The sequence below is a fragment of the Actinomycetospora aurantiaca genome (assembly GCF_037401875.1).
GTDB lineage: Bacteria > Actinomycetota > Actinomycetes > Mycobacteriales > Pseudonocardiaceae > Actinomycetospora > Actinomycetospora aurantiaca.
The window spans coordinates 79,205-105,617 of sequence record NZ_JBBEGN010000019.1 but is presented as its reverse complement, the minus strand read 5'-3'; the positions used below and the strand labels follow the sequence as shown (position 1 = coordinate 105,617).

Below are 26,413 nucleotides of genomic sequence, written 5' to 3'. Positions count from 1 at the left end.
GCTAGCGCGCCGGTGCCCCGTGGCACTGCTTGTACTTGCGACCGGACCCGCACGGGCACGGCGCGTTGCGCGACGGCGTGTCGGCCCGGCGCGCCTGCTGCGGGTTGCCGCCCGCGTGCCGGCCGCCCTGCTGACCACCCTGCTGACCGTTCGCGGCCTGCGCCGAGGCCTGGCCGTCCTCGTCCGGGCCGGAGTAGTTCAGCTGCTGCGGCCGGTGCCCGCCGAGCCCCGCACCGCGGAAGGCGTCGGGGACCGGGCCGTTGTTCAGCTGCGACATGGCCGGGCCGGCCGCGGTCGGCTGGGTGGGCGCACCGGGGTCCGCCGGGGCCTGGCGCCCCTGACGACCGGTCGGCACGCCACGCCCGGCCCGTCCGGTCGGCGCCGGCGCCGCGGGCTGCGGGCCGCTCGGGCGGGACGGCCGGTCGACCGGCCCGGCGGGTCGGCCGGCGGGGATCGCGGTGGTCGGCGTCGAGCGCGGGTCCGGCGGGACCATCCGCGGCGGCGCCTGCCCCGGCGGCACCGGCCCGGCCGGGCCGGCGGGCCGCGGCGGGCCCGAGACCGGGGCCGCTCCCGCCGTCGAGAGCCGGCGGCCGTCCTGGGGCGGCTCGGGCCGGATCGCGGGCTGCATGGCGGTGTCGGTGTTCGGGTTGGCGCCCGGCACGGCGTCGACCGGCGCGACCTCCTCGACCTGGATCGTCAGGTTGAACAGGAAGCCGACGGACTCCTCCTTGATGCCCTCCATCATCGAGGAGAACATCTCGTAGCCCTCGCGCTTGTACTCGATCTTCGGGTCACGCTGGGCCATCGCCCGCAGCCCGATGCCCTGCTTGAGGTAGTCCATCTCGTACAGGTGCTCGCGCCACTTGCGGTCGAGCACGGAGAGGACCACCTGGCGCTCGAGCTCGCGCATCCCGCCCTCGGGCACGATGCCGTCGATCTCGGCCTCGCGGCGGCGGTAGGCCTCCAGCGCGTCCTCGGTGAGGACGTCCACGAGGAGATCGCGGTCGATGTCCTCGTTGTTCTCGACGACGTCCTCCCAGCCGACCGAGACCGGGTAGAGCTGGCGCAGGCCCTCCCAGAGCTTCTCGAGGTCCCAGTCCTCGCTGTAGCCCTCGGCGGTCGCGCCGTCGACGTAGGCGGTGACGACGTCGACCAGCATGTTCTGCATCTGCTCGGACAGGTTCTCCCCGTCGAGCACGCGGCGGCGCTCGTCGTAGATCACCGTCCGCTGCTGGTTCATGACCTCGTCGTACTCGAGGATGTCCTTGCGGATCTCGAAGTTCTGCTGCTCGACCTGGGTCTGCGCGCTGCGGATCGCCCGGGAGACCATCTTGGCCTCGATGGGCATGTCCTCGGGCAGGTTGAAGCGCGTCATGATCGTCTCGACCATGGCGCCGTTGAACCGGCGCATCAGCTCGTCGCCGAGCGAGAGGTAGAACCGCGACTCGCCGGGGTCGCCCTGGCGGCCGGCGCGGCCGCGGAGCTGGTTGTCGATGCGCCGCGACTCGTGGCGCTCGGTGCCCAGGACGTAGAGCCCGCCGGCCTTCTTCACCTCGTCGGCCTCGCGGGACACCTCGTCCTTGACCCGGGCCAGCGTGTCGTCCCAGGCGGCCTCGTACTCCTCGCGCATGTCGACCGGGTCGAGGCCCTTCGCGCGCAGCTCGAGGTCGGCGATGAAGTCGGGGTTCCCGCCGAGCACGATGTCGGTGCCGCGACCGGCCATGTTCGTCGCGACCGTGACGGCCTTGCGGCGCCCGGCCTGGGCGATGATCCCGGCCTCCTGCTCGTGGAACTTCGCGTTCAGCACCGAGTGCTCCACGCCGCGCTGCACCAGCAGCTTCGCGAGGTACTCGGAGCGCTCGACGCTGGTGGTACCGATCAGCACCGGCTGGCCGCGCTCGTAGTGCTCGGCGATGTCGTCGGCCACGGCCTCGAACTTCGCGGCCTCGGTCTTGTAGACCAGGTCGGGCTGGTCGACGCGCTGCGGCGGCCGGTTCGTCGGGATCGGCACGACGCCGAGCTTGTAGGTCTTGGAGAGCTCCGCGGCCTCGGTCTGGGCCGTACCGGTCATCCCGGAGAGCTTCTCGTAGAGCCGGAAGTAGTTCTGCAGCGTGATCGTCGCGAGGGTCTGGTTCTCCTGCTTGATCTCGACCGCTTCCTTGGCCTCGATCGCCTGGTGCAGGCCCTCGTTGTAGCGCCGGCCAGCGAGGACGCGGCCGGTGAACTCGTCGACGATGAGGACCTCGCCGTCGCGGACGATGTAGTCCTTGTCCTTGACGAAGAGTTCCTTGACCTTGATCGCGTTGTTCAGGTAACCGACGAGCGGGGTGTTCGCAGCCTCGTAGAGGTTCTCGATACCGAGCTGGTCCTCGATGAAGGACACGCCCTCCTCGGTGACCCCGACGGTCTTCTTCCGCTCGTCGACCTCGTAGTGCAGGTCCTTGGTCATCTTCGGCGCGAGGCGGGCGAACTCGGAGTACCAGCGCGCGCTCTGCTCGGCGGGCCCGGAGATGATCAGCGGCGTACGGGCCTCGTCGATGAGGATCGAGTCGACCTCGTCGACGATCGCGAAGACGTGGCCGCGCTGCACGCACTCGGACTTGGCCCACGCCATGTTGTCGCGCAGGTAGTCGAAGCCGAACTCGTTGTTCGTGCCGTAGGTGATGTCGGCCTTGTAGGCCTCGCGGCGCTCGTCCGGCGGCATCTCGGCGTAGATCGCGCCGACCGAGAGCCCCAGGAAGCGGTGGACGCGGCCCATCCACTCCGAGTCGCGTCGGGCCAGGTAGTCGTTCGTGGTGACGACGTGCACGCCCTCGCCGGTGATGCCGTTGAGGTAGGCGGGCAGCGTCGAGACCAGGGTCTTGCCCTCACCGGTGCGCATCTCGGCGACGTTGCCCAGGTGCAGCGCCGCGCCGCCCATCAGCTGCACGCGGTAGTGGTACTGGCCGAGCGTGCGCCGGGCCCCCTCGCGGACCACCGCGAACGCCTCGCCCAGCATGTCGTCGAGCGACTCGCCGTCGGCGTAGCGCCCCCGGAACTCCTCGGTCTTGCCCCGCAGCTCGGCGTCGGAGAGCCGCTCGATCTCGTCGGCGAAGGTGTCGACGTAGTCCGCGATCGCGCCGAGACGCTTGACCGTCCTCGCCTCGCCGGCCCGCAGCAGTCGGTTCAGCACCACGATGGGTGACCTCGCTCGTCCTCGTCGTCGCTGGCTCGCGTCACTGCGCCCACCTGGGCACCGTGACGCCCCCATGGTAAGCGCGGAGCACGGACACGATCCGGGGCCCGGCCCGTGGTGGACCGGGCCCCGGCGGGACGCGGTGCCCTAGACGAGGTGGATGACGCCGTAGTCGTAGCCGTGGCGGCGGTACACGACGCTCGCCCGGCCGCTGGACTTGTCGGAGAACAGGAAGAAGTCGTGCCCGACCAGCTCCATCTGGGACAGGGCGTCGTCGACGGTCATCGGGACCGCCTCGAACTCCTTCACGCGTGCGATGTGACCGGGGCCGTCGCCGTCGACCTCCCGGTCGAAGCGGTCGTCGAGGGCCTCCCGGGCGGCGGGCACGGCCGTGTGCTCGTCCTCGCCGTCGCGCAGGGGCTCGGGCAGCGCCTCGTCGAGCTCGGCGCCGGACGAGGGCAGGTCCTCGCCGGGACCGCCGGCACCCACCGCCACCTTGCGTCGCGCGGCCTTGTGCACGCGGCGGTCGTGGGCGCGGCGCATCCGCTCCTCGAGGCGGCCGACGGCCAGGTCGAGCGCGGAGTAGAAGTCCCCGGCGCACGCGACGGCGCGGACGACCGGGCCGCGCCCGCGGCCGGTGATCTCGACGGTCTGGCAGGTCTTGGACTGGCGCGGGTTGTTCTCGTGCGAGAGCTCGACGGACATCCGGATGACCTTGTGGTCAAAGCGTCCGAGTCGGGCCAGCTTCTCGTTCGTGTGGTCGCGGAAGTGCTCCGGGACCTCGACGTTGCGGCCACAGATGACGATCTCCACATCAACTCCCGTGGGAAGGAAGGAGCGTCGCCACGGAGGTGCCCGGCGGGTGGTCGCGGGCCCGTGGCGTCGCGGTACGACTCCTCGCGCCTCCTCTCGGTCGCCGGACCGGTGAGAGGGGACACGCTAGCGATTCGGACGGATGGCCGGAAGGTGTCGCGGGGGCGACCGTCAGGTCGGGGGACGGCTCCCGTTTGTCACGCGTTCACGACGGCGGGTGGTGGTCCGTCCGGATGACGCCCGCGCGGGGGATGCGTCCGCCCGGGACGACCGGGCGCCGCGCGCCGACCGCGGTGAGGACGAGGACGAGGTCGACCGGCAGGCCGACCCCGGCGAGGGCGCGGCCGCACGCGAGCGCGGTGGCCCCGGTGGTCAGGACGTCGTCGAGCAGCACGACCGGACGCCCGGGGACCGGGCGCACGCCGCGCCGGACCCGCAGGTGGCGCTGCAGGTTCGCCGCCCGGGCACCCGCGTCCAGCCCGACGGAGTCGCGGGCGCCGCGGGAGAGCGCCAGCGCCGGCAGCACCTCGTGGTGCGAGCGAGCCGCGACCGCCCGGGCCAGGCGCAGCATGTGGTCGCCCCCGCGCGCCCGGGCCGCGCCGCGGCGGGACGGCGCCGGCACGAGCAGGCACTCCTCGTCGGGGACGGTCCGGTCCAGGGCCGCCGCGAGCGCGGCCGCGAGCGGGCCGGCCAGGTCGCGTCGGCCCCGTTCCTTGTACGCGATCACCGCGTGCCGCGGTGCCCCGCGGTAGGGCGCGAGGGCGAGAGCCGGCGGCAGGCCCGGCTGCTCCGGGACCGGGACCGGGCGGGCGAGGTCCCGACGGCAGGTCGGGCACAGGCCGCCGCCGGGCCCGACCACGGCGTCGCACCCGCCGCAGCCCGCCGGGAGCAGCAGGTCGACCAGGGCGGGCAGCAGGCCGGTGAGCACGCCCCGATGCTGCCGCCGGGCCGCTCGTGGCCGCGGGTGGTCGCGGCGGCCTGGGGACGAGCGGCGCCGCCGCTGCCGGTGGGGACGGACCGCTGGACCGGACGGCTCAGCCGGGGTAGGACGGCACGGATGAGTTCGCCCCGCCCGGCACCGAGCTCCACACGTCCCCGCCGGTGGGCGGCAGCGACCACAGCCCGCCCTGGTCGACCACGAGGACGGGCCGCTCGGAGGCCGCGGCGACGGCCGTCACCGGCGGGGTCAAATTGGTCGTCGTCGGGCTGTCGAGCTCCAACCCGTCCACGGACGCGATCTGCACGGGCAGCCCGGGAGCCGTGCCGACCGCCACGAGCCGGTCGGTCTGCGCCCACGCGACGTCGAGCACGCCGCCGAGGGCCTCGCCGACCGGGCCCGGCCGCAGGACCCGCACCGGGCCGAGGCGGGCGCCGCCCCCGGGGTCGCGCACGACGGTGGCGATGACGACGCGGCCGTCGGCGACCAGGGCGACCTTGGTGCCGTCCGGGGAGAGCCGCAGCGTCGCCGGCGGGCCCAGACCGGTGAGCTGCGCGGTGTCGAGGGCGACGGGCGTGAGGGTCCCGCCCGGGCCGGGCGGGCGGATCGCGCGGACCGGGACGCCGTCGACGACGGTCCACACCTCCGCGCCGTCCGGGGTCCACGACGGCCGCGTGACCACCCGCCCGACGATTCCGGTCGGGGTCACCGCCGCCCCCGACCGGCCCACGAACAGCCGCATGACGCCGTTCTCGTACCCGACCACGGCCACGTCGCGGCCGTCGGGCGCGAGGCTCGCGCTGCGGGCGTCGTCGACGCCGGTGACGAGGTCGGGGGTGGTCGCACGGGTGTCGGTGAGGTCCTCGGGGACGGTCAGCACGCGTCCGCCGGTGACGACGACGGCGGGGGCCGGGGCGGCGGGGGCCGCCGCGGCGGGGCCGTCGCTCGGGAGGTCGCGGCGTTCGCGCACCGTCGGCGGGAGCCCGGCGAGCACGTCGGCGACCCCCAGCTCGCCCCGCCCGGCCAGCAGCGGTGCGCCGTCGACGGTCAGGGCGACGCGGTCGACCCCGACGCCCGCCAGGGTCAGCACGATCTGCTGGGCGATCTCGGCGCGGCGGCCGGCGTCCAGGGAGTCGACCGGCCCGACCCGGGTCAGGTCCACCGTCGTCGCACCGTCCGGGGTGGTCCCGACCGCCGAGCGCAGCAGCGCGCCCGGCGGCAGGGCGGACAGCGCGGCGCCGCGGAGGTCGTCCGAGGGGCCGGAGAGCAGTTCGTCGAGCACGCGCGACGAGACCGACCGGGCCGGGCTGGTGGCCAGGTAGCGGGTCTCCCCCACCGGCGCCCCGCCGACCGACGCGAGGAACCAGATCCGCACCGGTCGGGTGTTCGCCCGCAGGTCGGCGCGCCGCACGATCGTCCCCGGCGGCAGGCCGGAGATGCGCCAGACGCCGTTCGTGGCGGTGAGGTTCACGGTGAGGTCGACCAGACCCGGGGCCGCGACGAACGCGCCGTCCGGGCGCAGCGTCCCCAGCTTGTCCGCCCGGATGCGGACCACCGCCTCCTCGGACCGCCCGTTGCCCTGGACGAAGACCGTGTCGACGCGGTCGGAGACGACCGTCGGGGACGCTCCGTCGTCCCACCCGCCGGCCGCGGCGGGGGTGAGGAACGCCCGCGCGGCGCTGTGCCGCTCGGCGGTGGCGCCCGACGCCAGGATCCAGCCGCGGACGATCTCCAGCGGACCCGCGCCGCGGGCGGGGCCCGGTGGGGCGCTGGGCTCCGCGGGGTCGCCCACGCGGCGCAGCACCGAGACGTCCGACGAGCCAGGGACGGTCGCGCACCCGGCGAGCAGCAGGGCCACCAGGGCGAGGACGGCCACGAGCCCGGTGCGCCTCACCGGGCGTCCTCGGCGTCCGCGGCGTCAGCAGCGTCCGCGGCGTCGTTCCGGCCGTCGCCGACCACCACCGGGAACTCCCCGGTCTCCGGCGGCGGCAGGGCGGTCCCGGTGGTCCCGGCGGCCTCGTGGATGCCGGGTTCGGCCTCGGCGGGCGCGGCGGACACCGGGATCAGCGGCAACGGGCTGGTGCGCAGCAGGTCGCCGTGGGTGCGGGGCAGGGTCAGCCGGAACACCGCGCCGTGGTCGGTCTCGCCCCAGGCCTGCAGCCAGCCGCCCTGCAGCCGGGCGTCCTCCAGGCTGATCGCCAGCCCGAGCCCGGTCCCGCCGCTGCGGCGCTGGCGGGACGGGTCCGCCCGCCAGAACCGGTTGAACACCAGCCCGGCCTCGCCCGGCTTGAGCCCGACGCCGTGGTCGCGCACCACGACCGCCACCGCGTGCTCGTCGGCCGCGACCCGCACCTCCACCGGGCGGCTCTCGCCGTGGTCGATGGCGTTGGCCAGCAGGTTGCGCAGGATGCGTTCGACGCGGCGCGGGTCCACCTCGGCGACGGCGGGCTCGGTGAGGTCGAGCAGCAGCGGGGTGGCGGTCTCGTCGACGAGGTGACGCACGGTCTCGGCGGAGCGGCGCACCACGTCGCGGACGTCGACCTGCTCCAGCGCCAGCTCCGCCATCCCGGCGTCGAGCCGGCTGATCTCGAGCAGGTCGGCGAGCAGCGACTCGAACCGGTCGAGCTCGTCGACGAGCAGCTGGGCGGACCGGCGGGCCACGAGGTCCATGTCCTCGGCCTGGGCGTGCAGCACCTCCGCCGCCATCCGCACCGTCGTCAACGGCGTCCGCAGCTCGTGGCTGACGTCGGAGGTGAAGCGCCGCTGCAGCCCGCCGAACTCCTCGAGCTGGTGGATCTGCTGCTGGATGCTCGCGGCCATCTCGTTGTAGGACTCCGCGAGCCGCGCCACCTCGTCGTCGCCGTAGACCGGCATCCGCTCGTCGAGGTGGCCGTCGGCGAAGCGCTCGGCGACGTCCGCGGCCTGGCGCACCGGGCGCACGACCTGCCGCGTGACGATGCTCGAGATCGCGGCCAGCAGGCCCAGCAGGGCGAGGCCGGCCAGGGCCAGCGTCGACTGGATGAGCGCCAGCGTCCGCTGCTCGGCCGAGAGCGGGAAGATCAGGTACAGCTGCAGGTTCCGCCCGGCGGTGCGCACCGGCTGGCCGACCACGAGCGCGGGGACGTCCGGGCGCCCGACCTGCGCCACGGTGACGTACTTCGTCGCGAGGAACCCCTTGAGCACCGGGTCGCGCAGCTGCGCGGGCACCACGTCGGCCGGTCCGGACGACGGGTCGGTCGCCTCCGGGTCCGAGGACGCCCCCGGCGTGCCGATCGCCTCGGTGCCGGCGATGAGGACCGCCTCGAACGCCCCCGCGTCGCGGTCGGAGCCCGAGCCCGAGGACGTCAGGCGGTCGAGGGCGTCGTCGAGCGTGGTCCGGGTGCCGTCGCGGTCGGGGTCCACCCGGGCGAGGTCCCGCTCGAGGTTCAGGCGGCTGATGTCCGCCTGCACCAGGGCGGCCTGCTGCTTGCCCTGCAGCAGGCGGTCCGCGATCTGGGTCTGCAGGACGAGCCCGAGCACCAGGACCACGACGGTCGACATGGCGACCGTCGACAGCACGACCCGCAGCTGCATCGACCGCCGCCACAGCACGCGGACGGCGCCCACCCGCTCGGCGAGGGCCAGTTCGGCGCGGCGGCGCAGCCGGGCGAGACGGTCAGCCACGAGCGCAGCCCCCCGGGGTCGAGCTCCGCTCCGCTCCGTCTTCCCTGCCGATCAGGGCGGTCCGGCCTTGTAGCCGACGCCGCGGACGGTCAGCACGACCTCGGGGTGCTCCGGGTCCTTCTCCACCTTCGAGCGCAGCCGCTGCACGTGGACGTTGACCAGCCGCGTGTCGGCGGCGTGCCGGTAGCCCCACACCTGCTCGAGCAGCACCTCGCGGGTGAACACCTGCCGCGGCTTGCGCGCGAGGGCGACCAGCAGGTCGAACTCCAGCGGCGTCAGCGGGATCGGGCTGGACCCGCGGCGCACCTGGTGGGCCGGGACGTCGATCGTGACGTCGCCGATCTGCATCTGCTCGCTCGGCTCGGTCGGGAACTGCCGCAGCCGGGCGCGGATCCGCGCGACGAGCTCCTTGGGCTTGAACGGCTTGACGATGTAGTCGTCCGCCCCCGACTCGAGCCCCAGCACGATGTCCACCGTGTCGGTCTTCGCGGTCAGCATGACGACGGGCACCCCGGACTCCGCGCGGATCGCGCGGCACACGTCGATCCCGTTCATGCCGGGGAGCATGAGGTCGAGCAGCACCAGGTCGGGCGCCGACTCCCGGACCGTCGGCAGCGCGTCCGCGCCGTCCGAGACCACGGTCGTGTCGAAACCCTCGCCCTGGAGGACGATCGTCAGCATCTCGGCGAGCGAGGAGTCGTCGTCCACGACGAGGATTCGGGAACTCATGTCTCAATGCTGTCACTTCTCACCGACGATCCGGGAGCGGATACCGCCCCCAGCACGGCATCCAGCACGTCATCAGCCGTACGGGTGAGCGCCTGCTCACCCGTCTGCCGATTGTCGGTCACCCACCAGGGCGCCAACCACTGCTCCCGGGCCAGCGCGTCGTAGACCGCGGCGCACCGGCCCTGCAGCTCGGCGTCCGCCTCGAACGCGTCCGGGTCGCGGTGGGCGTCGGCCGCGGCGCGGTCGCGGACGCGCTGCGCGGCGATCTCCGGCGGCACCCGCACCAGCACCTGGGCGTCCGGGACGGGCAGGGCGAACCGGTCGATCTCGGTCGCGTGCACCCACGCGGCGAAGGGACCGATCGTCTCGTGCCGGCGGGCCGAGCCGTACGCCGCGTTCGAGGCGACGTACCGGTCGACCAGCACCACGTCGCAGTCGCGACGGCGGGCCGCGAGCTCGTCGCGGGCGGCCCGGCGGTCCAGGGCGAAGAGCAGCGCCATCGCGTGCACCGACGTCCCGGTGTCGCCGTGCTCCCCGCGGAGCGCCTCCCCGGCCAGCGCGGCGTGCACGTCGTCGTCGTAGCGCGGGAAGGCGATCGTGGCGACGGTGGCGCCGCGGCGGGTCGCGGCGTCGCGCAGGGCCGCCACGAGGGTCGCCTTGCCCGCCCCGTCGAGCCCCTCGACCGCCACCAGCACGCCCGCTGCCTCACCACCCACGGACGGCCACGCTAGCCAGGCGCTCCGTGTGACGAGGGCTCGGGCCGTGCGAGTGCGACACCTCGCAGGTTCCTCGGCCACCGGACCTGCCCCACGTCGCACTCGCGACCGGGCGGCCCGCCGTCGGCGAACGAGCGAAGGGCCCCTCCGCTCGATCTACTCGAGCGGAGGGGCCCTTCGGTCAGATCACGGCGCGCCTACCGAAGCGCGGCGCAGGTCGGTCAGCAGCTCGACGAAGGAGAGCTGACGGCCGCACCTGCTTGCCGCGACCAACTAGTACCGGTAGTGCTCCGGCTTGTACGGGCCCTCGACGTCGACGCCGATGTACTCGGCCTGGTCCTTCGAGAGCTTGGTCAGCTCGCCGCCCAGCGCCTCGACGTGCACCTTCGCGACCTTCTCGTCCAGGTGCTTCGGCAGCCGGTAGACGCCGATCGGGTACTCACCGGGCTTGGTGAAGATCTCGATCTGCGCGATCGTCTGGTTGGCGAACGAGTTCGACATGACGAAGCTCGGGTGCCCCGTGGCGTTGCCGAGGTTCAGCAGCCGGCCCTCGGACAGGATGATGATCGAGTGGCCGTCGGAGAAGCGCCACTCGTCGACCTGCGGCTTGATGTTGAGCCGCTGGGCGTCGCCGGAGCGCTCCAGCTTCTCCATCTGGATCTCGTTGTCGAAGTGGCCGATGTTGCCCAGGATCGCCTGGTGCTTCATCCGCTTCATGTGGTCGAGGGTGACGATGTCCTTGTTGCCGGTCGTCGTGATGACGATGTCGGCGGTCTCGATCACGTTGTCGAGGGTCTGGACGTCGTAGCCCTCCATGAGCGCCTGGAGCGCACAGATCGGGTCCGACTCGGTGATGGTCACGCGGGCGCCCTGGCCGGCGAGCGACTCGGCCGAGCCCTTGCCGACGTCGCCGTAGCCGCAGATGACGGCCTTCTTGCCGGAGATCAGCACGTCGACCGCACGGTTGATGCCGTCGACCAGCGAGTGGCGGCAGCCGTACTTGTTGTCGAACTTCGACTTCGTGACCGAGTCGTTGACGTTGATCGCCGGGAACAGGAGCTTGTCCTGCTCGAAGAACTCGTACAGGCGGTGGACGCCGGTCGTGGTCTCCTCGGTGACGCCCTTGATGCCGGACGCGACCTTGGTCCAGTGCTGCGGGTCCTCGGCGAGCGAGCGGCGCAGCGTCTCGAGGACGACGCCGTACTCGGCGGGGTCGTCGGCCGAGGTCGACGGGACGACGCCGGCCTGCTCGAACTCGACGCCCTTGTGGACGAGCATGGTGGCGTCGCCACCGTCGTCCAGGATCATGTTCGGTCCGCGGGTGTCGGCGTCACGCCACGCGAGCATCTGCTCGGCGCACCACCAGTACTCCTCCAGCGTCTCGCCCTTCCAGGCGAAGCACGCGATGCCCTTGGGCTCGTCGACCGTGCCGTGCGGGCCGACGACGACCGCGGCGGCCGCGTGGTCCTGGGTGGAGAAGATGTTGCAGGAGGCCCAGCGGACCTCGGCACCGAGCTCGACCAGCGTCTCGATGAGCACCGCGGTCTGGATCGTCATGTGCAGCGAGCCGGAGATGCGCGCGCCGTGCAGCGGCTTGGCCTCGGCGTACTCCCGGCGCAGGGCCATCAGGCCGGGCATCTCGTGCTCGGCGAGCCGGATCTCGCGGCGACCGAAGTCGGCCTGCGAGAGGTCGGCGACCGCGAAGTCGATCCCGTTCTTCTCGGCGTACTTCTCGTGCGTGGTCCCTACTGCTGCCATGACTCCTCGTTCACTCGGATCGGATGAACGACCGTCCGGAGTCCGGATCACCGGTGACGCGAGCGCGGCGAGCGGCCCGTCACGACGGTGAGCACGGTCCTCCAGCGGTCGGAGGCGCCCTTGCTTCGGTGCGGAATACCCGTCGAGCGTGGCGGACGCGAGGGTCCGTTGCAGCGCCACTCGAGGGCTCCGTCGCACGTCACGTGCGTTCGATTGCCGTGGAAAAAGCGTCACACAGGCCGTGGGGACGGTCAAGGCGAACCGCCCCCACCTCACCCGGGTGCGGAAGGTCCCCGCAGGTGGACGCGCGATAGTCCCCGATCGTCTCCCGGATCACAGTTCCCCGCGTCACACTGCCGGACCGCGGTGCGTCCGGCCCCGGACGCCTATGACCGGCGCCACACCTGGTCGTAGGCTCGGGCCCGCCCGTCGTGATCACCCAGGAAGGCCCACCCCGTGCTCGGACAGATGCAGAACCGGCCCCTCGCCCTGCCCCACGTGTTCCACCGGGCCGAGCAGATGTTCGGCCACAAGACGCTCACCGGGATCGGCGTGGGTGGAACGGTCACCACCGGCACGTACGCCGACTGGGCCCAGCGCGTCCGGCGGACTGCCGCCGCCCTCGACGCCCTCGGGGTCTCCGCCGACGCGCGGGTCGGCACGTTCTGCTGGAACACGCCGACCCACCTCGAGCTGTACTTCGCGGTGCCCTGCACCGGCCGGGTGCTGCACACGCTGAACATCCGGCTCTTCCCGGAGCAGCTGACCTACATCGTCAACCACGCCGACGACGAGGTGATCTTCGTCGAGCGGGCGCTGCTCGGGCTGCTGTGGCCGCTGGTGGACCAGATGCCCAACGTGCGGAAGTTCGTCGTCATCGACGACGGCGCCGACACCGAGATCCCGTCCGACGAGCGCATCGTCGACCACGCGGAGCTCCTGGCGTCGGTGGAGCCGTTCGCGGGCACGTTCGAGGTCGCGGACGAGAACCGCGCCGCGGCCATGTGCTACACGTCCGGCACCACCGGCAACCCGAAGGGCGTCGTCTACTCCCACCGCTCGACGGTGCTGCACTCGATCGCGGTGCTCATCGCCGACGTCGCCGGCCTGGTGGAGCGGGACGTCCTGCTGCCGATCGTGCCGATGTTCCACGCCAACGCCTGGGGCACGCCGTACGCCGCGGTGTTCTGCGGGGCGTCGATGGTGATGCCCGGCCCGAACATGGTGCCGAAGGCGATCGCGGGCATGCTGCGCGACCACGACGTCACCGTCACCGCCGGCGTCCCCACGATCTGGATGGGCGTGCTGCCCGAGCTCGAGCGCGACCAGGTGCCGCACCTGCGGATGGTGCTCTGCGGCGGCTCGGCCGTGCCGCGGTCGCTGTCCGAGGGCTGGCGGGAGAAGATCGGGCTGCCGATCACCCAGGCCTGGGGCATGACCGAGACCAGCCCGATCGCCACCACGGGGATGCTGCGCTCGATCCACGACGGCCTCTCCGAGGACGAGCTCGCCGACGTCCGCGCCACCCAGGGCCAGGCGACCCCGCTGGTCGAGCTGCGCCTGGCCGACCCGGACTCCGGCGAGATCCAGCCGTGGGACGGGGAGGCCTCGGGCGAGCTGCAGGCCGCCGGCCCGTGGATCGCCGCCTCCTACTACCTGAACGAGGACGGCGGGAAGCAGTTCACCGAGGACGGCTGGCTGCGCACCGGCGACGTCGCGATCATCGACCCGCACGGCTACGTCCGGCTGGTCGACCGCACCAAGGACCTGGTCAAGTCCGGCGGCGAGTGGATCTCCTCGGTGGACATGGAGAACCAGATCATGGGCATGCCCGAGGTGGCCGAGGCCGCCGTCATCGCGGTGCCCGACGAGAAGTGGTCGGAGCGCCCGATGGCGTGCGTGGTGATCCGCGAGGGTTCCGACCTCACCGCCCAGCAGGTCAAGGACTACCTGGCGACGAAGGTCGCGAAGTGGCAGGTCCCGGACGACGTCGTGTTCATCGACGAGGTCCCGAAGACCTCGACCGGGAAGTTCTCGAAGAAGACGCTGCGCGAGAAGTTCGCCGCCGAGAAGGGTTGATCCCCGGTCCCGACGGCGGGTCGCGGCGCGACCCGCCGTCGGGACGCGGCTACTGCTGCCCGGCGGTGGGCGTGTTCTCGGCGATCTCGCCGCGCTCGCGCTTGCCGAGCACGGAGTTCCGGCGCGAGTACGCGAAGTAGATGATCACGCCGAGGACCATCCACCCGATGAACCGGAGCCAGGTCTCCACCGTCAGGTTGATCATCAGCCACAGGCAGCTGACCACCGCGAGGGTCGCCACGACCGGCAGCCCCTTGACGACGAAGCTGCGCGGCAGGTCGGGCTGCTTGACCCGCAGCACCCACGTGCCGATCGCCACCAGGACGAACGCGAAGAGCGTGCCGATGTTGACCATCGACTCGAGCTCCTCGGCCGGGAAGAAGCCGGCGAGGACCGCGCACAGGGCGCCGATGATGATCGTGATCGTGACCGGCGTACCGCGGGACCCCGTCCTCGCCAGATTCCGCGGCAGCAGCCCGTCGCGGCTCATCGCGTAGAACACCCGGCTCTGGCCGAGCATGAGCACCATGACCACGGTGGTCAGACCGGCGATGGCGCCCACCTCGATGACCGTCGAGGCCCAGTTGGCGCCGACCAGCGAGAACGCGGTGGACAGGGTCGCGGAGTCGCCGTCCGGGCCGGTCTGCAGCTGGGTGTAGTTCACCATGCCGACCAGCACCAGCGACGTCGCGACGTAGAGGACGGTGACGACGGCGAGCGAGCCGAGGATGCCGCGCGGCAGGTCCTTCTGCGGGTTCTTCGTCTCCTCGGCGGTGGTGGACACGGCGTCGAAGCCGATGAACGCGAAGAACACCAGCGAGGCACCGGCGAGCAGGCCGTAGACGCCGTAGGTCGAGCCGTCGCTGCCGGCGATCAGGGACAGCAGCGAGGACTTCACCCCGCTGCCGCTCTCCTGCTCGCCCCCGGCGGGCGGGATGAACGGCGAGTAGTTCGCGGCCCGGATGAAGAACGCCCCCACCACGATGACCAGCAGGACGACGCCGACCTTGACCGCGGTCATCACCGAGGACACCGTGCTGGAGAGCTTGATGCCGAGGACGAGGACCACGGTGAGGACCGCGATGATCAGGATCGCGCCCCAGTTGACGGCCAGCCCGCCGAGCTCGAGCGTCGTCGCGGTGCCGTCGCCGGTGAACAGCTGGCCCAGGTAGCTCGACCAGCTGGTGGACACCACGGCCGCACCGAGGGCGTACTCGAGGACGAGGTCCCACCCGATGATCCAGGCGATGAACTCGCCGAAGGTCGCGTAGGAGAACGTGTAGGCGCTGCCCGCCACCGGGACCGTCGAGGCGAACTCGGCGTAGCACAGACCCGCGAACCCGCAGGCGATCGCGGCGATGACGAACGAGATCGCGACGGCGGGGCCGGTGATGTCCCCCGCCACGCGGGCGGTGATGGTGAAGATGCCGGCGCCGATGAGGACCGCGACGCCGAAGACCGTCAGGTCGAGGGCGCCGAGCTCCCGACGCAGCTTGCTGTCGGGTTCGTCGGTGTCGCGGATCGACTGCTCGACCGACTTCGTGCGGAACAGGCTGTTCGTGCGCGGCGAAGGCGTGGTCGTCGCCATGGCCCCGGCCCCCTCCCTGTGTGATGGGTGTGCGGTGGCGCGGACCCTACTGCGCGACACCGACACGCGTCGTGTCGGCGCGGCGACTGGTAGCCACCTGTTGCACCACCCGGGCGGGTGGCTACTCCGGTCGCCAGCCGTCCCCCGCCGCGAACACCAGCGCGGGCCCTCCGAGGGCGGCCACGTGGACCGAGTCCTCGTCCGCGGGCAGCCACACCGCCCGGCCCCGCGGGACGGTCCGGGTTCCCCGGGCGCCCTCGATCTCGACCTCGCCACGGATCACGACGGCGATCCGGGGACCGTCGAGGCCCAGCCCGGCCGAGGCGCCGTCGGGCAGATCCAGGCGGACGAGCCGGAAGTGCTCGCTGGGAGCGTGGAAGACCGAGCGCGGGCCGTCGACCTCCGGACGCAGCAGCGGGGGCGGGCCGCAGCGGAAGTCCAGGACGCGCAGCAGCTCGGGCACGTCCACGTGCTTCGGGGTGAGCCCGGCGCGGAGCACGTTGTCCGAGTTCGCCATCAGCTCCACGCCGCACCCGGACAGGTACGCGTGCGGCGAGCCCGCCGGCTGGAACAGGCACTCGCCCTCGGCCAGGACCACGCGGTTGAGCAGCAGCGCCGCGAGGACGCCGGCGTCGCCGGGGTAGCGCTCGCCGAGGTCGAGCAGGGTGCGGACCTCGCGGTCGAACTCGTCGTGACCGGCCTTGAGCAGGGCGACGCACGCGTCGAGGAGCTCGGGGACGATCTGGTCCACGGTGCGCTGGGGCAGCGTGATCCAGGTGGTGAACACCGCACGGAGGCCGTCGGCGTCGGGCTGGGCGGCGAGCAGCTCGGTGTGGTGGCGCAGGCCGGGCACGTCCAGGGCCCGCATCAGCCGCAGGGTGTCCCGCGCGTCGCGGAAGCCGGCGAGCGCGTGGAACTCCTCGAGCGCGCAGAGGATCTCCGGCTTGGGCAGCGCGTCGCGGTAGTTGCGGTCGGACGCCGTCCGGGGGACGCCCGCCGCCTCCTCCCGCGCGAACCCGGCGACCGCCTGCTCGGCGGAGGGGTGGGTCTGCAGCGAGAGCGGTTCCTCGGCCGCGAGCACCTTCAGCAGGAACGGCAGCCGCCCGCCCCAGTGCTCGGCCCGCTCGTCGCCGAACGCCTCCCGCGGCGCCTCGGTGATCGCGTCCAGCAGGGTCCGCCCGCCGGGCAGCCGGGACGGGTCGTCCGTGTGCGCCCCGAACCAGAGCTCGGCCTGCGGGTGCGGGGACGGGACCGGCTCGCCGAGCAGCGCCGGGATGTGTGTCCGCGACCCCCAGGCGTAGGGCCGCACCGTCCCCTCGAGCAGTTCCACCGCCGTGTCCCCCTGCCGTCGTGCTCGCCGTGGGCCCGGCGACGCGGGCCCGGTGTCGCGAGCCCGTCGTCTCGAGCTCGGCGTGTGTTCCTCAGGCCCCGATCGGGGGCAGCGTCCCGCGGTCGGTGTCCGGGTCGACGCCGACCGCACCGGTCGCGAGGCCCAGGTAGAGCGCCGCGAGGTCCAGTCGCAGCGCCAGGACCCCGGCCCGGAGGGCGTCCCGGCCCGGGCCCGGCCCGGCGAGCTCGAGGTCGTCGAGCTCGAGGGTGTCCGCGGCCGGCCAGCGCCGCTGGGCGTCCTGGGCCAGCCGCCGCGTGGGCACGTCCTCGGCCACGGTCACGACGACGAGCCGCGGTGGCGGACCGTCGGGCGCGGGGTCGTCGAACGGGTCGGCGAAGATCGAGTCGGCGCCCGTGCCGCCGTCGAGCCGCGCGGCCAGGGCCGGGACCCCGACCGCCGCGTCCAGCCCGTCGGCGTGCGCCACCACCCCGGCGTGCGCGGCCAGCGCGGTCGCGCCGTAGCCGGCGACGGCGGTCGCGGTGCGGTCGGTGCCCCAGAGCAGCGGGGTGTGGTCGGCCACGCGCAGGGCCAGCGCCTTCGCGGGCGCGACGAACGCCTCCGGGCGGGGGCCGCTGCGCTCGGCCTCGTCGTCGAGCCGGTCGGCCAGGGCCTCGCCGTCGACGTCGAGCAGTCCGAGCTCGCGCGCCGTCACGTACGCCGCCGCCAGGTCGGTCGGGCCGCCGAGCCCGTCCAGCACGGGCACCCGCGGCGCGACCTGGATCGCGCGGCCGGCCGCGGCGGCCGCCGCGGGACCGTCGGGCGGGCCGGTGAGCACGACGTGCGCGTTGCGCCGCACGGCCCGGTCGACCGCCTCCGCGATCGCGGCGTCCGCCGGGTCGCGCTCCGACCCGCGGTGGGACACGACGACGACGTCGAGCGGCCCCAGCCACGGCGGCGCGGAGCCGGTGACGACGACGGGACAGGGGCAGGTCGGTTCGAGCAGCGCGGCCGTGATCCCGGCGACCGCCCGCTCCGCCCCGGGTCGGGCGATCAGGACCAGCGCCCGCGGCCGCAGGCCGCCGAGGACGCCGATGCCGGCGTCGCGCGCCGCCGCCCACGTGGCCCGGACCTGGGCGCCCGCCGTCGCCGCGGCGCGCAGCACGCCCGCCCGGTCGGCGTCGAGCAGGCGGCCGGTGTCGTCGAGCAGTGCCTCGTCGAGCACCGCGCTCACCCGCCCGCGGTCTCGCCCGACCCGGCGTCGGGACCGGGAGCGGACGGCCCGCCCGTCGCCTCGGAGAGCAGCAGCACCGGGATGCCGTCGGTGACCGGGTAGGTCCGTCCGCAGGCTGCGCAGGTGAGGGTGGAGGCGTCGGCGTCGGGGCGCAGCTCGCCGTGATCGGGCGCCGGGCAGGCGAGGATCTCCAGCAGGGCGGGGTCGAGGCCCGCCGGCTGGGCGCTCACTTGCGGACCACCGCCAGCACCTCGTCGCGCAGCGCGGCCACCGCGTCGGCGTCGGACGCCTCGACGTTCAGGCGCAGCAGCGGCTCGGTGTTGGAGGGGCGCAGGTTGAACCAGTCGCCGGTCTCGAAGGTCACCGTCAGCCCGTCGAGCGTGTCGACGGTGACGTCCGCGCGGTCGGAGTAGAGCTGCTCCACCTCCGCCATCCTGGCCTGCGGGTCCTCCACCGTCGAGTTGACCTCGCCGGACGCGGCGTAGCGCGAGTACTGCGCCATCAGCTCCGAGAGCGGCTTGTCCTGTTCGCCGAGGGCCGCCAGGACGTGCAGGGCGGCGAGCATGCCGGAGTCGGCCCGGAAGAAGTCGCGGAAGTAGTAGTGCGCGGAGTGCTCCCCGCCGAAGATCGCGCCCGTCTGGGCCATCGTGGCCTTGATGAACGAGTGCCCGACGCGGGTGCGCACGGGCCTCCCGCCGGCCTCGCCGACGATCTCGGGCACGGCCCGCGACGTGATCAGGTTGTGGATGATCGTCGAACCGGGCTCCTTGGCGAGCTCGCGGGTGGCGACGAGCGCGGTGATCGCGCTGGGGCTCACCGCCTCGCCCCGCTCGTCGACGAGGAACACGCGGTCGGCGTCGCCGTCGTAGGCCAACCCGGCGTCGACGTGGCCGAGGTTGGAGACCTCGCGCTGCAGGTCCACCAGGTTGTCCGGGTCCAGCGGGTTCGCCTCGTGGTTCGGGAACGTCCCGTCCAGCTCGAAGTAGAGCGGGTGGACGTCGACGGGGAGCGGGTCGAACACCGCGGGGGCGGTGTACCCGGCCATCCCGTTGCCGGCGTCCACCACGATCGACAGCGGCCGGATGCCGGAGAGGTCGACCAGGCCGCGCAGGTACTCGGCGTACCCGGCGAGCATGTCCTGCTGCGTGACCCGGCCGGGGGTGGCGGCGTCGGCGGGGATCTCGCCCGGCCCGCGGTCGAGCATCGCGGCGATCTCGTCGAGCCCCGTGTCCTGCCCGACCGGGCTCGCGCCGGCCCGGCAGAGCTTGATGCCGTTGTAGGTGGCCGGGTTGTGGCTCGCGGTGAACATCGCGCCCGGCGCGTCCAGCGTGCCCGAGGCGTAGTAGAGCATGTCGGTGCTGGCCAGCCCGATCTCGACGACGTCCACCCCGAGCGCGGTGACGCCCTCGGCGAAGGCGGACGCGAGCTCGGGCGAGGAGTCCCGCATGTCGTGCCCGACGACGACCCCGTTCGCGGGGACGCCGTCTCCCTCGGAGATCAGCAGGTGCGCGAAGGCGGACCCGACGTCGCGGACGAACGCGGCGTCGAGCTGCTCGCCGACCAGGCCCCGGACGTCGTAGGCCTTGATCACCTGGCTCACGACCCGGGAACGGGCGGCCTGCGCGGACTCCGTGCCTGCTCGACTGGTCACACGGCGAGCGTATCGGCCGGGTCCGACGACGTGCGGGTCGGCAGGCACCCGATCAGGTGGCGGCCCCCGGCGCTCAGGCGGACGGGTCCGGCAGCACCCGCAGGTGGCCGCGGCGGCCCGTGCCGGAGACCGCCCCCAGGCTCACGGCCTCGGTCGGCGGCTCGGCGCGTCCGGCCTCCCGGACGGCCTCGGCGAGGGCCGTGAGGTCGTCCGCGCTCGGCTCGGACGGGAACTCGCCCTCGTAGCGCACGACCTCCCAGCCGCGGGGGGCGGTGAGCCGGAGCGCGTGCACCTCGCAGAGGTCGTACGAGTGCGGCTCCGCACTGGTCGCCAGCGGACCCACGACGGCCGTCGAATCGGAGTAGACGTACGTCAGCGTGGCCACGGCCGCCCGGCCGCACCCGGTCCGTGAGCACTTCCGCACTCCTCGCACGGACCGAGACGATAGACGCCTCCTCCGGCGGCGCCGCGCAGGCACGCTCGGCGCGTCGGGTGACAGCGGAGGCGGCCCCGCCGAGTGCGACGTGTCGCAGGTGCGCCGGCGCCGGATCCTGCGAGGTGTCGCACTCGGGCGAACGTCCCGCGGGTGGCCCGGGGCGGGGCGTAGGCTCGCCGCTCATGGCGAGGGGTGGCATCCGCACCGGTGGCCGGGCGGGCGGCCAGGGCACGGCCCGCACCGGCGGCCGGGCGGGCGGGTGGACCCCGCGGCGGCGCGACCGGCGGGGCCGCGGGATGCGGGCGCCGCTCTACCCGGCGGGCGCCCCGGCCGCGCGCACCCGCGCGGAGCGCTTCGACGCCGTGGTGCTCGAGGCCCTGGAGCCGATCGAGGACCGGTGGGGCGCGGAGCTGGAGGACCTGGACGTCGCGGTGGACGACGTGCCCGACGTCGCGGCCGCCGACCCGGACGACGACGGCGTCGTCGGGGACGGCGAGGTGCCGCTCGCCCGGCTGGTGCCCGCGGGGGTCGACCGTCGCGGGGCGTCCACGCGGGCCCGGATCGTGCTCTACCGCCGCCCGCTCGAGGCGCGCGCGCTCGACGGCGAGGACCTGGCCGACCTGCTCCACGACGTGCTCGTCGAGCAGGTGGCCGAGTACCTCGGCGTCGAGCCGGACACGATCGACGACGAGCCCGACCCGTGACCGGTCAGGAACCGTGGTGGACGGCCTCGACGTTGTGCCCGTCGGGGTCGCGCAGGAACACCGCGTAGTAGCCCGGGTGGTACTCCGGCCACTCCCGGGGGGCGTGCAGCACCTCCACCCCCGCGGCGAGCGCGGCCTCGTGCACCGCGTCGACCGCCGCACGGTCGGGCGCCGCGAACGCGACGTGCAGCTCGCGGTCGAGCGGGCCGCCCGGGGAGAGCCAGAACTGCGGCACCCCGGCGGCGCCCGCCAGCCCGACGACGGCGCTCCCCTCGTGGGGGATGCGCATCGCCTCGGTGAACCCGAGCGGCGCGAAGACCTGCAGGTAGCGGGCGGTGGCGGCGTCGACGTCGGCGACCGGCAGCCCGAAGTGATCGATCATGCGGGGCACGCTAGCGGTGACCCCCGACACTCCCGGCTCAGTCGAGCCGCTTCCGCGACGGCAGCGCCGAGAGGACGGTGAAGAGGACCAGCGCGAGCTGGAGGAGCAGCAGCAGCCCGCGCAGCGTGGTGTCGCGGTCGACCACCACCGGACCGCCCCCGGCCGGGACCGACACCCCCACGAGGTGGCCCCACGCGGGCACGATCTCGACCGGCGCGCCCCCGACCGTGGCGTTCCAGCCGGACTCCCGCTCCGCCGCGAGCACCACCAGGCGCCGGTCGGCGCCCGGGGAGATCAGCACCCCCACCGACGGCGGGGCCGCGGGCAGCGGCGAGATGCCGGAGGGCCGGCGGGGCGCGGCCTTCGCGTCGGTCGCGTCGTCGGACACCGGCGGCTCGAGGATGACCGCCCCGGCGGCCGGCAGCCCGATCGTGAGGACCGGGCGGCCGTCGGAGGTGGGGGCGGCGGGCGAGAGCAACGGCGAGCCGGCGCCGACGGCGCGCTCGGCGACCCCGCGGTCGGGCAGCACCACGGCGGCGGTCCCGGAGGTGGCGAGCTCGGCGGCACCCGCCTGCACCGTCGCGGGGTCGCCGGAGAGCAGCGCGGTGACGTCGCGGGTCAGGCGGGCCGGGGCGGCGCCGACCGGCACCAGGTCGTCGTCGCCGTAGCGGGGCAGTTCCGCGCCCGCGCGGCGGGTGGCGTCGGCGTCGAGCGCGAACCCGGCCCCGTCGGGACGCGGCACGAGCCCGACGTCGGCCACGGTCGCGCCCGAGGACGCGAGCCGCCCCGCGAGCTCCGGGTCCAGCGTCGGCGCAGGGCGCGCGGTGAGCGGGCCGGCCGGGCCGACGAGCACGGCGCACACGGCCAGCGCGACGCCCGCCGCCGCGGCCACCGGCACCGCGGCGCCGCGCGCCCGCCCGGAGCCCGCGGCCGCGGTCCCCGCGCTGGACCGCGTCCGCAGCCGCGAGCCGAGCGTGGTCCCGAGGCGCGACGCGGCGGACCGTGCCCCGCCGCCGACCCGGCTGAGCACCCCGTCGGGGCCGAGGTCGATCGCCGGGTCGCCCAGCCGGCGCGGCGCGGGCCGGTGGCGCGGGCCGCTCCGCCCGGTCACCAGCGTGCCCAGGGGCGTCACGCGTGCCTCGGCCACCAGGGACAGCAGCGCCCACAGCGCCCCGCAGGCCGCGAAGGCCAGCGCCGGGCCGGTCCACCCGGGCCGCGGCTCGCCGCCCGACAGGGGTGCCAGCGACACGGTGCCGACGATCCCGGCGGCCACGATCCCGAGGAGCATGACCGCGAGCCCCGGCACCATGCTCCGGCGCGGGGCCAGCAGCGCCCCGCCGACCGCGACCACCAGCACGATCAGCCCGACGACGGGCAGCGAACCGGCCCCGCCGGGGTCGAGGGAGAGCACGTCCAGGGTGCTCGCGAACCGCTCGGCGACGGGGGTCCCGGTGCCGTGCAGCAGGACCTGCGGGGCGCGCAGCAGCGTCGAGGGCCACGGCAGGAGCAGCAGCACGGGCAGCACGACGACCGCGGCCAGCGCCACCGCCCGCCGCTTCGCGCTCCCGAGCGGCGCGGGGACCACGACGAACCCGACGACCACGACCACCAGCACCAGCAGGTGCACCAGCGGGGCGAAGGCGGAGACCGCGGCCAGCAGCAGCGACGTCCCCGCGGCGGCGCTCCACCAGGACGTGCGCCGGCCGCGGTCGCCCTCGCCGGCCGACGCGGTCCGGCTCCCCCGCAGCACGGCCGCCACCCCGGCGAGCACCAGCGGCAGCAGCACGACCACGACCACGCCGTCGAGGCGCCCCTGCGACACCGCCGCCCCGGCGATCCCGAGCAGCGCGTAGACCGCGGCCGCGAGGGCACGCAGGACCCGGCCGACCCGGATCGGGCGGGTGGCCACGTAGGCCGCGAGACCCGCGAGGGGCAGGGCCCCGAGCACCAGCAACGACACCGCGACGGCCGGGCCGGACGAGCCCGCGACCGGCCAGAGCACCCCGCCCAGGACCCCGATCACGGCGAGCGCGGCCGAGGCGGGCGCGGCGGTCCCCCCGGCCACGGGGTGCCACTCCGCCAGGTAGGCGCTCCACAGCGGCCCCAGCTCCGGCAGCGCCCGCAGGCGCCCGCCCGCGAGGTCGAGCCCGAGCCGCGAGCGCTGGGCCAGCAGCGACACCGCCGTCAGCGCCAGGACCAGCAGCAGCGGGGGCGCGAGCAGCAGTTCGCGGAGCACGCGCCCGGGCGTGACCGGGACGACGACGAGGCGCGGATCCGGCTCCGGGGCCACCGGCGGGCCGTGCGGGTCCCGCGGGGCGGGGAGGCCGACGAGTGCCGTCGCGGCCTCGGGACCGGCGGGGTCGGCGGCGTCGGTCGCGCTGCGGTGCCGTCCGCTGCGCGGGCCGCCGATCAGCTCGGTCGGGCCCGCGTCCCCGCCGACGGGGGGGCCGGCCAGCGACACCGCGACCGACTCACCGCCCGGCCGGCGCAGCCCGGCCTTGCGGCGGGCGGAGCGCTTCGGGGCGGTGACCCCGGCGGGCAGCGCCCCCTGGCCGACCAGCAGCGCCCCGTCCTCGGGGCCCTCGGCGGCGGCCGCGGCGGAGGCCGGGGCGCGCGCGGGGCGGTCCGCCCAGTCCGGCAGCCGGCCCAGGTCGAGGTCGTCGCGCACCCGGTTGCGGACGATGCTCGCGAGCCCGCCGGACACCGCGTTGCGCAGCCGCGTCGTGCGGCTGGTCAGCAGGCCCCGCACGTCGCCGGCGGCGCCGGCCGCGACGCCGGGGGCCTGGCGCCGCCGGCGGGCCTCCCGGAGGTCGGCCAGGTCGGCCACCAGCCGGCCCATCGCGCCCAGCTCGGCGTTCGCCGCGCGTGGCCGGCGCAGGAGCAGGAACCCGATGGCGCGCAGGACCGCGAGCAGCGGCAACCGGACCAGGCCCGTCGCGTAGGCCGGGCCGGAGCCGTTCGCGAGGACCGTGAGCATCCCGTTGCGGCGGTCGGTGGTGCGCAGCCCGCCGCCGGTGCCCGCCGCGTCCAGGTCACGCGCGCCGGTGGTCGCGGCGCGGGCGTGGTGCAGCCGGGCCGAGGGCACGCACAGCACGAGGCCGCCGGCCCGGTTGATCCGCCAGCCGAGGTCGAGGTCCTCGCGGAGCAGGCCGAACGCGGAGTCGTACCCCCCGAGGGCGTCCCACTCCCGCCGCCGGACCAGGGCGCCTGCCGAGCCCACGGCCAGCACCTCGGAGTTCGTCGCGAACTGCCCGAGGTCGAGCTCGTCGGAGCCGATGCCGGTCTGCCGGTGCCCGGAGGCGTCGGTGGACAGGCCGGCCTCGACGACGAGCCGGGGGTCGTCCCAGTCCAGCTGCAGCGGGCCGAGCATCGCGACGGCCGGGGAGGCCTCGGCGACCGAGAGCAGCACGTCCAGGCAGGACGGTTCGGGGGCGGCATCGTCGTGCAGCACCCACAGCCAGTCGCCCGAGCCGCGGTCCGCACCACGGCCCCATCGACGGTCGGCGTCCGCGACGGCCGCCGCGACCGCGCTGCCGAACGGGGTGTCGCGGGGCAGGTCCAGGACGACGTCGACGCGGTTGGAGGAGCGCAGCAGATCGGCCGTGGAGTCCCGCGAGCCGGTGTCGACGGCGACGACGCGGCGCGGGCCCACCGTGAGGCGGCCGAGGGCACCGAGGGCCTCCGGCAGCCAGGCCTCGCCGTCGTGGCAGACCAGGACCGCCAGCACGGGCGCCGTGGGGGCCACCGCGCACCTCCCGCCGTCTCGGCCGCACCGCCCGGTCCCCACCGGGCGGTGTCCGAGACTAGAAGGGAGGTCCGACGGCCCCGTCGGAGAGGGTCGTCAGACGACCCGGCGCTTCAGGCGGCGGCGCTCCCGCTCGGAGAGCCCACCCCAGATCCCGAACCGCTCGTCGTGCCCCAGCGCGTACTCGAGGCACTCGGCACGGACCTCGCAGCTGTTGCAGATCTGCTTGGCCTCCCGGGTCGACCCGCCCTTCTCGGGGAAGAACGCCTCCGGGTCCGTCTGCGCGCAGAGAGCGCGTTCCTGCCACTCCTGCTCGTCCTCGCCCGCGACGGCGAACAGCTCCCCCAGGACGTCGCGAGGTCGTCCCGACCCCGCCACCGCCCCGCTCACGCCGCCCGTCCCGCCGAAGTTCACGCTGCCCAGCACCACCGACCCGCTCTCCGCACCGTTCACACGGCCTCCCTCACCGCTAGCACTCCCCAGCTGGCGGAGCGCCGGCCCCGCGCCGGCGTGTACGTCGCAGGGAATTACATCGGTGTCGTTCCATGTGGGTCAAGTCGGGTCCCACGGGCGGCCGCATGTCGCGACGGACGGTCGTCACGTGCGGTGAACGTGTTTCCGACGTCCATCGACGCAGCGTGGCCGCATCGGACCCCGCGACCTGGGACACTCGGGCCCGTGGCCAGCCTGCGCTCCGGTCGGAGCCTCACCCGGACCAGCCCCATCTTCCTGGGTCTCCTCGCCGCGACCGTCGCGGGGTCCGTGCTGACGCTGATCGACTCCGGGATCGCGATCACGGCGGGCGTGGTGATCATCATCCTCGCCGGGTGGTGCGTCTCGCTGTGCCTGCACGAGTTCGCCCACGCCCTGACCGCCCACCGCTGCGGCGACCCCTGGGTCAAGGCCCGCGGGTACCTCACCCTGGACATCACCAAGTACGCCAACCCCGGGCTGACCTTCGTGCTGCCGGTCCTGTTCCTGCTGATCGGCGGCATCCCGCTGCCCGGCGGCGCGGTCTACATCGCGCGCGGGACGCTGCGCGCCCGGTGGGCGATGAGCCTGGTCTCGCTCGCCGGGCCGCTGGTCAACCTCGTGCTGGCGGCGCTGCTGGCCCTGCTGGTGCCGTTCGTCCCGGTCTACCTGGCCGCCGGCCTGTCGTTCCTGGCCCTGATCCAGGTGCTCGCGTTCGTGCTGAACGTCCTGCCGATCCCGGGGCTCGACGGGTGGGGCGTCCTCGACCCGTACCTCTCGGAGCGCACCCGGGCGCGGGTCGCCCCGTTCACGCCGTACGCGCCGCTGGTGCTGTTCGTCGTGCTGATCTTCTTCCGGCCGGCCGCGGAGGCCCTGTTCGACCTGGCGTCGTTCGTCTACTCCGCCACCGGCGGCGACGCCTCGCTGGCCGAGGCAGGCCGCGCGATCTTCTTCTTCTGGCAACGGTGACCCCGTCCGGGCGCCTGCCGGCGCCCGGGGGCACGA

Annotated in this window: 20 protein-coding genes; 3 read left to right on the top strand and 17 right to left on the bottom strand. The window is 74.5% G+C overall.

Annotated features, from left to right (window positions below):
- Window position 1: 1 nt before the first annotated feature.
- The 8 genes from secA to ahcY all read right to left on the bottom strand — a co-directional run bounded on the left by secA (window position 2) and on the right by ahcY (window position 11,791).
- Window positions 2–3,175: a preprotein translocase subunit SecA gene (gene secA / locus WCD74_RS25780; RefSeq protein ID WP_337697761.1), complete on the bottom strand. Its 3,174-nt coding sequence runs from the start codon at window positions 3,173–3,175 to the stop codon at window positions 2–4.
- A gap of 147 nt (window positions 3,176–3,322) precedes the next feature.
- Window positions 3,323–3,988: a ribosome hibernation-promoting factor, HPF/YfiA family gene (hpf, locus tag WCD74_RS25775; protein ID WP_337697760.1), complete on the bottom strand. Its 666-nt coding sequence runs from the start codon at window positions 3,986–3,988 to the stop codon at window positions 3,323–3,325.
- 205 nt (window positions 3,989–4,193) lie between these two features.
- Window positions 4,194–4,916, bottom strand: a complete 723-nt coding sequence (locus tag WCD74_RS25770) for a ComF family protein (RefSeq protein WP_337697759.1) — start codon at window positions 4,914–4,916, stop codon at window positions 4,194–4,196.
- Between the two features lie 106 nt (window positions 4,917–5,022).
- Window positions 5,023–6,819 carry an LpqB family beta-propeller domain-containing protein gene (locus WCD74_RS25765; RefSeq protein WP_337697758.1) on the bottom strand — a complete coding sequence of 599 codons (1,797 nt, stop codon included), beginning with the start codon at window positions 6,817–6,819 and terminating at the stop codon, window positions 5,023–5,025.
- On the bottom strand, window positions 6,816–8,588 hold the full coding sequence (gene mtrB / locus WCD74_RS25760) for an MtrAB system histidine kinase MtrB (RefSeq protein WP_337697757.1): 1,773 nt from the start codon (window positions 8,586–8,588) through the stop codon (window positions 6,816–6,818). Before mtrB ends, WCD74_RS25765 begins: the two co-directional genes overlap by 4 nt.
- 51 nt (window positions 8,589–8,639) lie before the next feature.
- Window positions 8,640–9,317, bottom strand: a complete 678-nt coding sequence (mtrA, locus tag WCD74_RS25755; protein WP_337697756.1) for an MtrAB system response regulator MtrA — start codon at window positions 9,315–9,317, stop codon at window positions 8,640–8,642.
- Complete coding sequence (locus WCD74_RS25750; protein WP_337697755.1) at window positions 9,314–10,033, bottom strand: dTMP kinase; 720 nt, start codon at window positions 10,031–10,033, stop codon at window positions 9,314–9,316. The genes mtrA and WCD74_RS25750 overlap by 4 nt, the downstream gene beginning before the upstream one ends.
- 273 nt (window positions 10,034–10,306) lie before the next feature.
- Window positions 10,307–11,791: an adenosylhomocysteinase gene (gene ahcY, locus WCD74_RS25745; protein ID WP_337697754.1), complete on the bottom strand. Its 1,485-nt coding sequence runs from the start codon at window positions 11,789–11,791 to the stop codon at window positions 10,307–10,309.
- Between the two features lie 468 nt (window positions 11,792–12,259).
- On the opposite strand from ahcY, the gene WCD74_RS25740 reads away from it, so the two are divergent.
- The gene (locus tag WCD74_RS25740; protein ID WP_337697753.1) at window positions 12,260–13,870 is read left to right on the top strand and encodes a long-chain fatty acid--CoA ligase; all 1,611 of its coding nucleotides are present in this window, start codon (window positions 12,260–12,262) and stop codon (window positions 13,868–13,870) included.
- A gap of 49 nt (window positions 13,871–13,919) precedes the next feature.
- Here the strand turns inward: WCD74_RS25740 and WCD74_RS25735 are convergent, their stop codons facing one another.
- From WCD74_RS25735 to WCD74_RS25710, 6 genes are all read right to left on the bottom strand, one after another.
- Entirely contained in the window at window positions 13,920–15,458 is a 1,539-nt protein-coding gene (locus WCD74_RS25735) for an APC family permease (protein WP_337697752.1), read from the bottom strand.
- A gap of 121 nt (window positions 15,459–15,579) precedes the next feature.
- Window positions 15,580–16,788, bottom strand: a complete 1,209-nt coding sequence (gene manA, locus WCD74_RS25730; RefSeq protein ID WP_337697751.1) for a mannose-6-phosphate isomerase, class I — start codon at window positions 16,786–16,788, stop codon at window positions 15,580–15,582.
- A 91-nt stretch (window positions 16,789–16,879) separates the two neighbouring features.
- Entirely contained in the window at window positions 16,880–18,019 is a 1,140-nt protein-coding gene (locus tag WCD74_RS25725) for a hypothetical protein (RefSeq protein WP_337697750.1), read from the bottom strand.
- Window positions 18,016–18,249: a Trm112 family protein gene (locus tag WCD74_RS25720; protein ID WP_337697749.1), complete on the bottom strand. Its 234-nt coding sequence runs from the start codon at window positions 18,247–18,249 to the stop codon at window positions 18,016–18,018. Before WCD74_RS25720 ends, WCD74_RS25725 begins: the two co-directional genes overlap by 4 nt.
- Window positions 18,246–19,670, bottom strand: a complete 1,425-nt coding sequence (locus WCD74_RS25715; RefSeq protein WP_337697748.1) for a phosphomannomutase/phosphoglucomutase — start codon at window positions 19,668–19,670, stop codon at window positions 18,246–18,248. Before WCD74_RS25715 ends, WCD74_RS25720 begins: the two co-directional genes overlap by 4 nt.
- 73 nt (window positions 19,671–19,743) lie before the next feature.
- Complete coding sequence (locus tag WCD74_RS25710; RefSeq protein ID WP_337697768.1) at window positions 19,744–20,094, bottom strand: DUF3499 domain-containing protein; 351 nt, start codon at window positions 20,092–20,094, stop codon at window positions 19,744–19,746.
- Window positions 20,095–20,288: 194 nt separating this feature from the next.
- On the opposite strand from WCD74_RS25710, the gene WCD74_RS25705 reads away from it, so the two are divergent.
- Complete coding sequence (locus WCD74_RS25705) at window positions 20,289–20,810, top strand: metallopeptidase family protein (protein WP_373696131.1); 522 nt, start codon at window positions 20,289–20,291, stop codon at window positions 20,808–20,810.
- Window positions 20,811–20,814: 4 nt separating this feature from the next.
- On the opposite strand, the gene WCD74_RS25700 is transcribed toward WCD74_RS25705, so the two are convergent.
- From WCD74_RS25700 to WCD74_RS25690, 3 genes are all read right to left on the bottom strand, one after another.
- Entirely contained in the window at window positions 20,815–21,192 is a 378-nt protein-coding gene (locus tag WCD74_RS25700; RefSeq protein ID WP_337697747.1) for a VOC family protein, read from the bottom strand.
- A gap of 37 nt (window positions 21,193–21,229) precedes the next feature.
- The gene (locus tag WCD74_RS25695; RefSeq protein ID WP_337697746.1) at window positions 21,230–24,937 is read right to left on the bottom strand and encodes a glycosyltransferase; all 3,708 of its coding nucleotides are present in this window, start codon (window positions 24,935–24,937) and stop codon (window positions 21,230–21,232) included.
- A 96-nt stretch (window positions 24,938–25,033) separates the two neighbouring features.
- Entirely contained in the window at window positions 25,034–25,285 is a 252-nt protein-coding gene (locus WCD74_RS25690; protein ID WP_286054370.1) for a WhiB family transcriptional regulator, read from the bottom strand.
- A gap of 330 nt (window positions 25,286–25,615) precedes the next feature.
- On the opposite strand from WCD74_RS25690, the gene WCD74_RS25685 reads away from it, so the two are divergent.
- Window positions 25,616–26,377 (top strand): site-2 protease family protein, encoded by a 762-nt coding sequence (locus tag WCD74_RS25685; protein ID WP_337697745.1) that lies wholly within the window; start codon window positions 25,616–25,618, stop codon window positions 26,375–26,377.
- Window positions 26,378–26,413 lie beyond the last annotated feature (36 nt).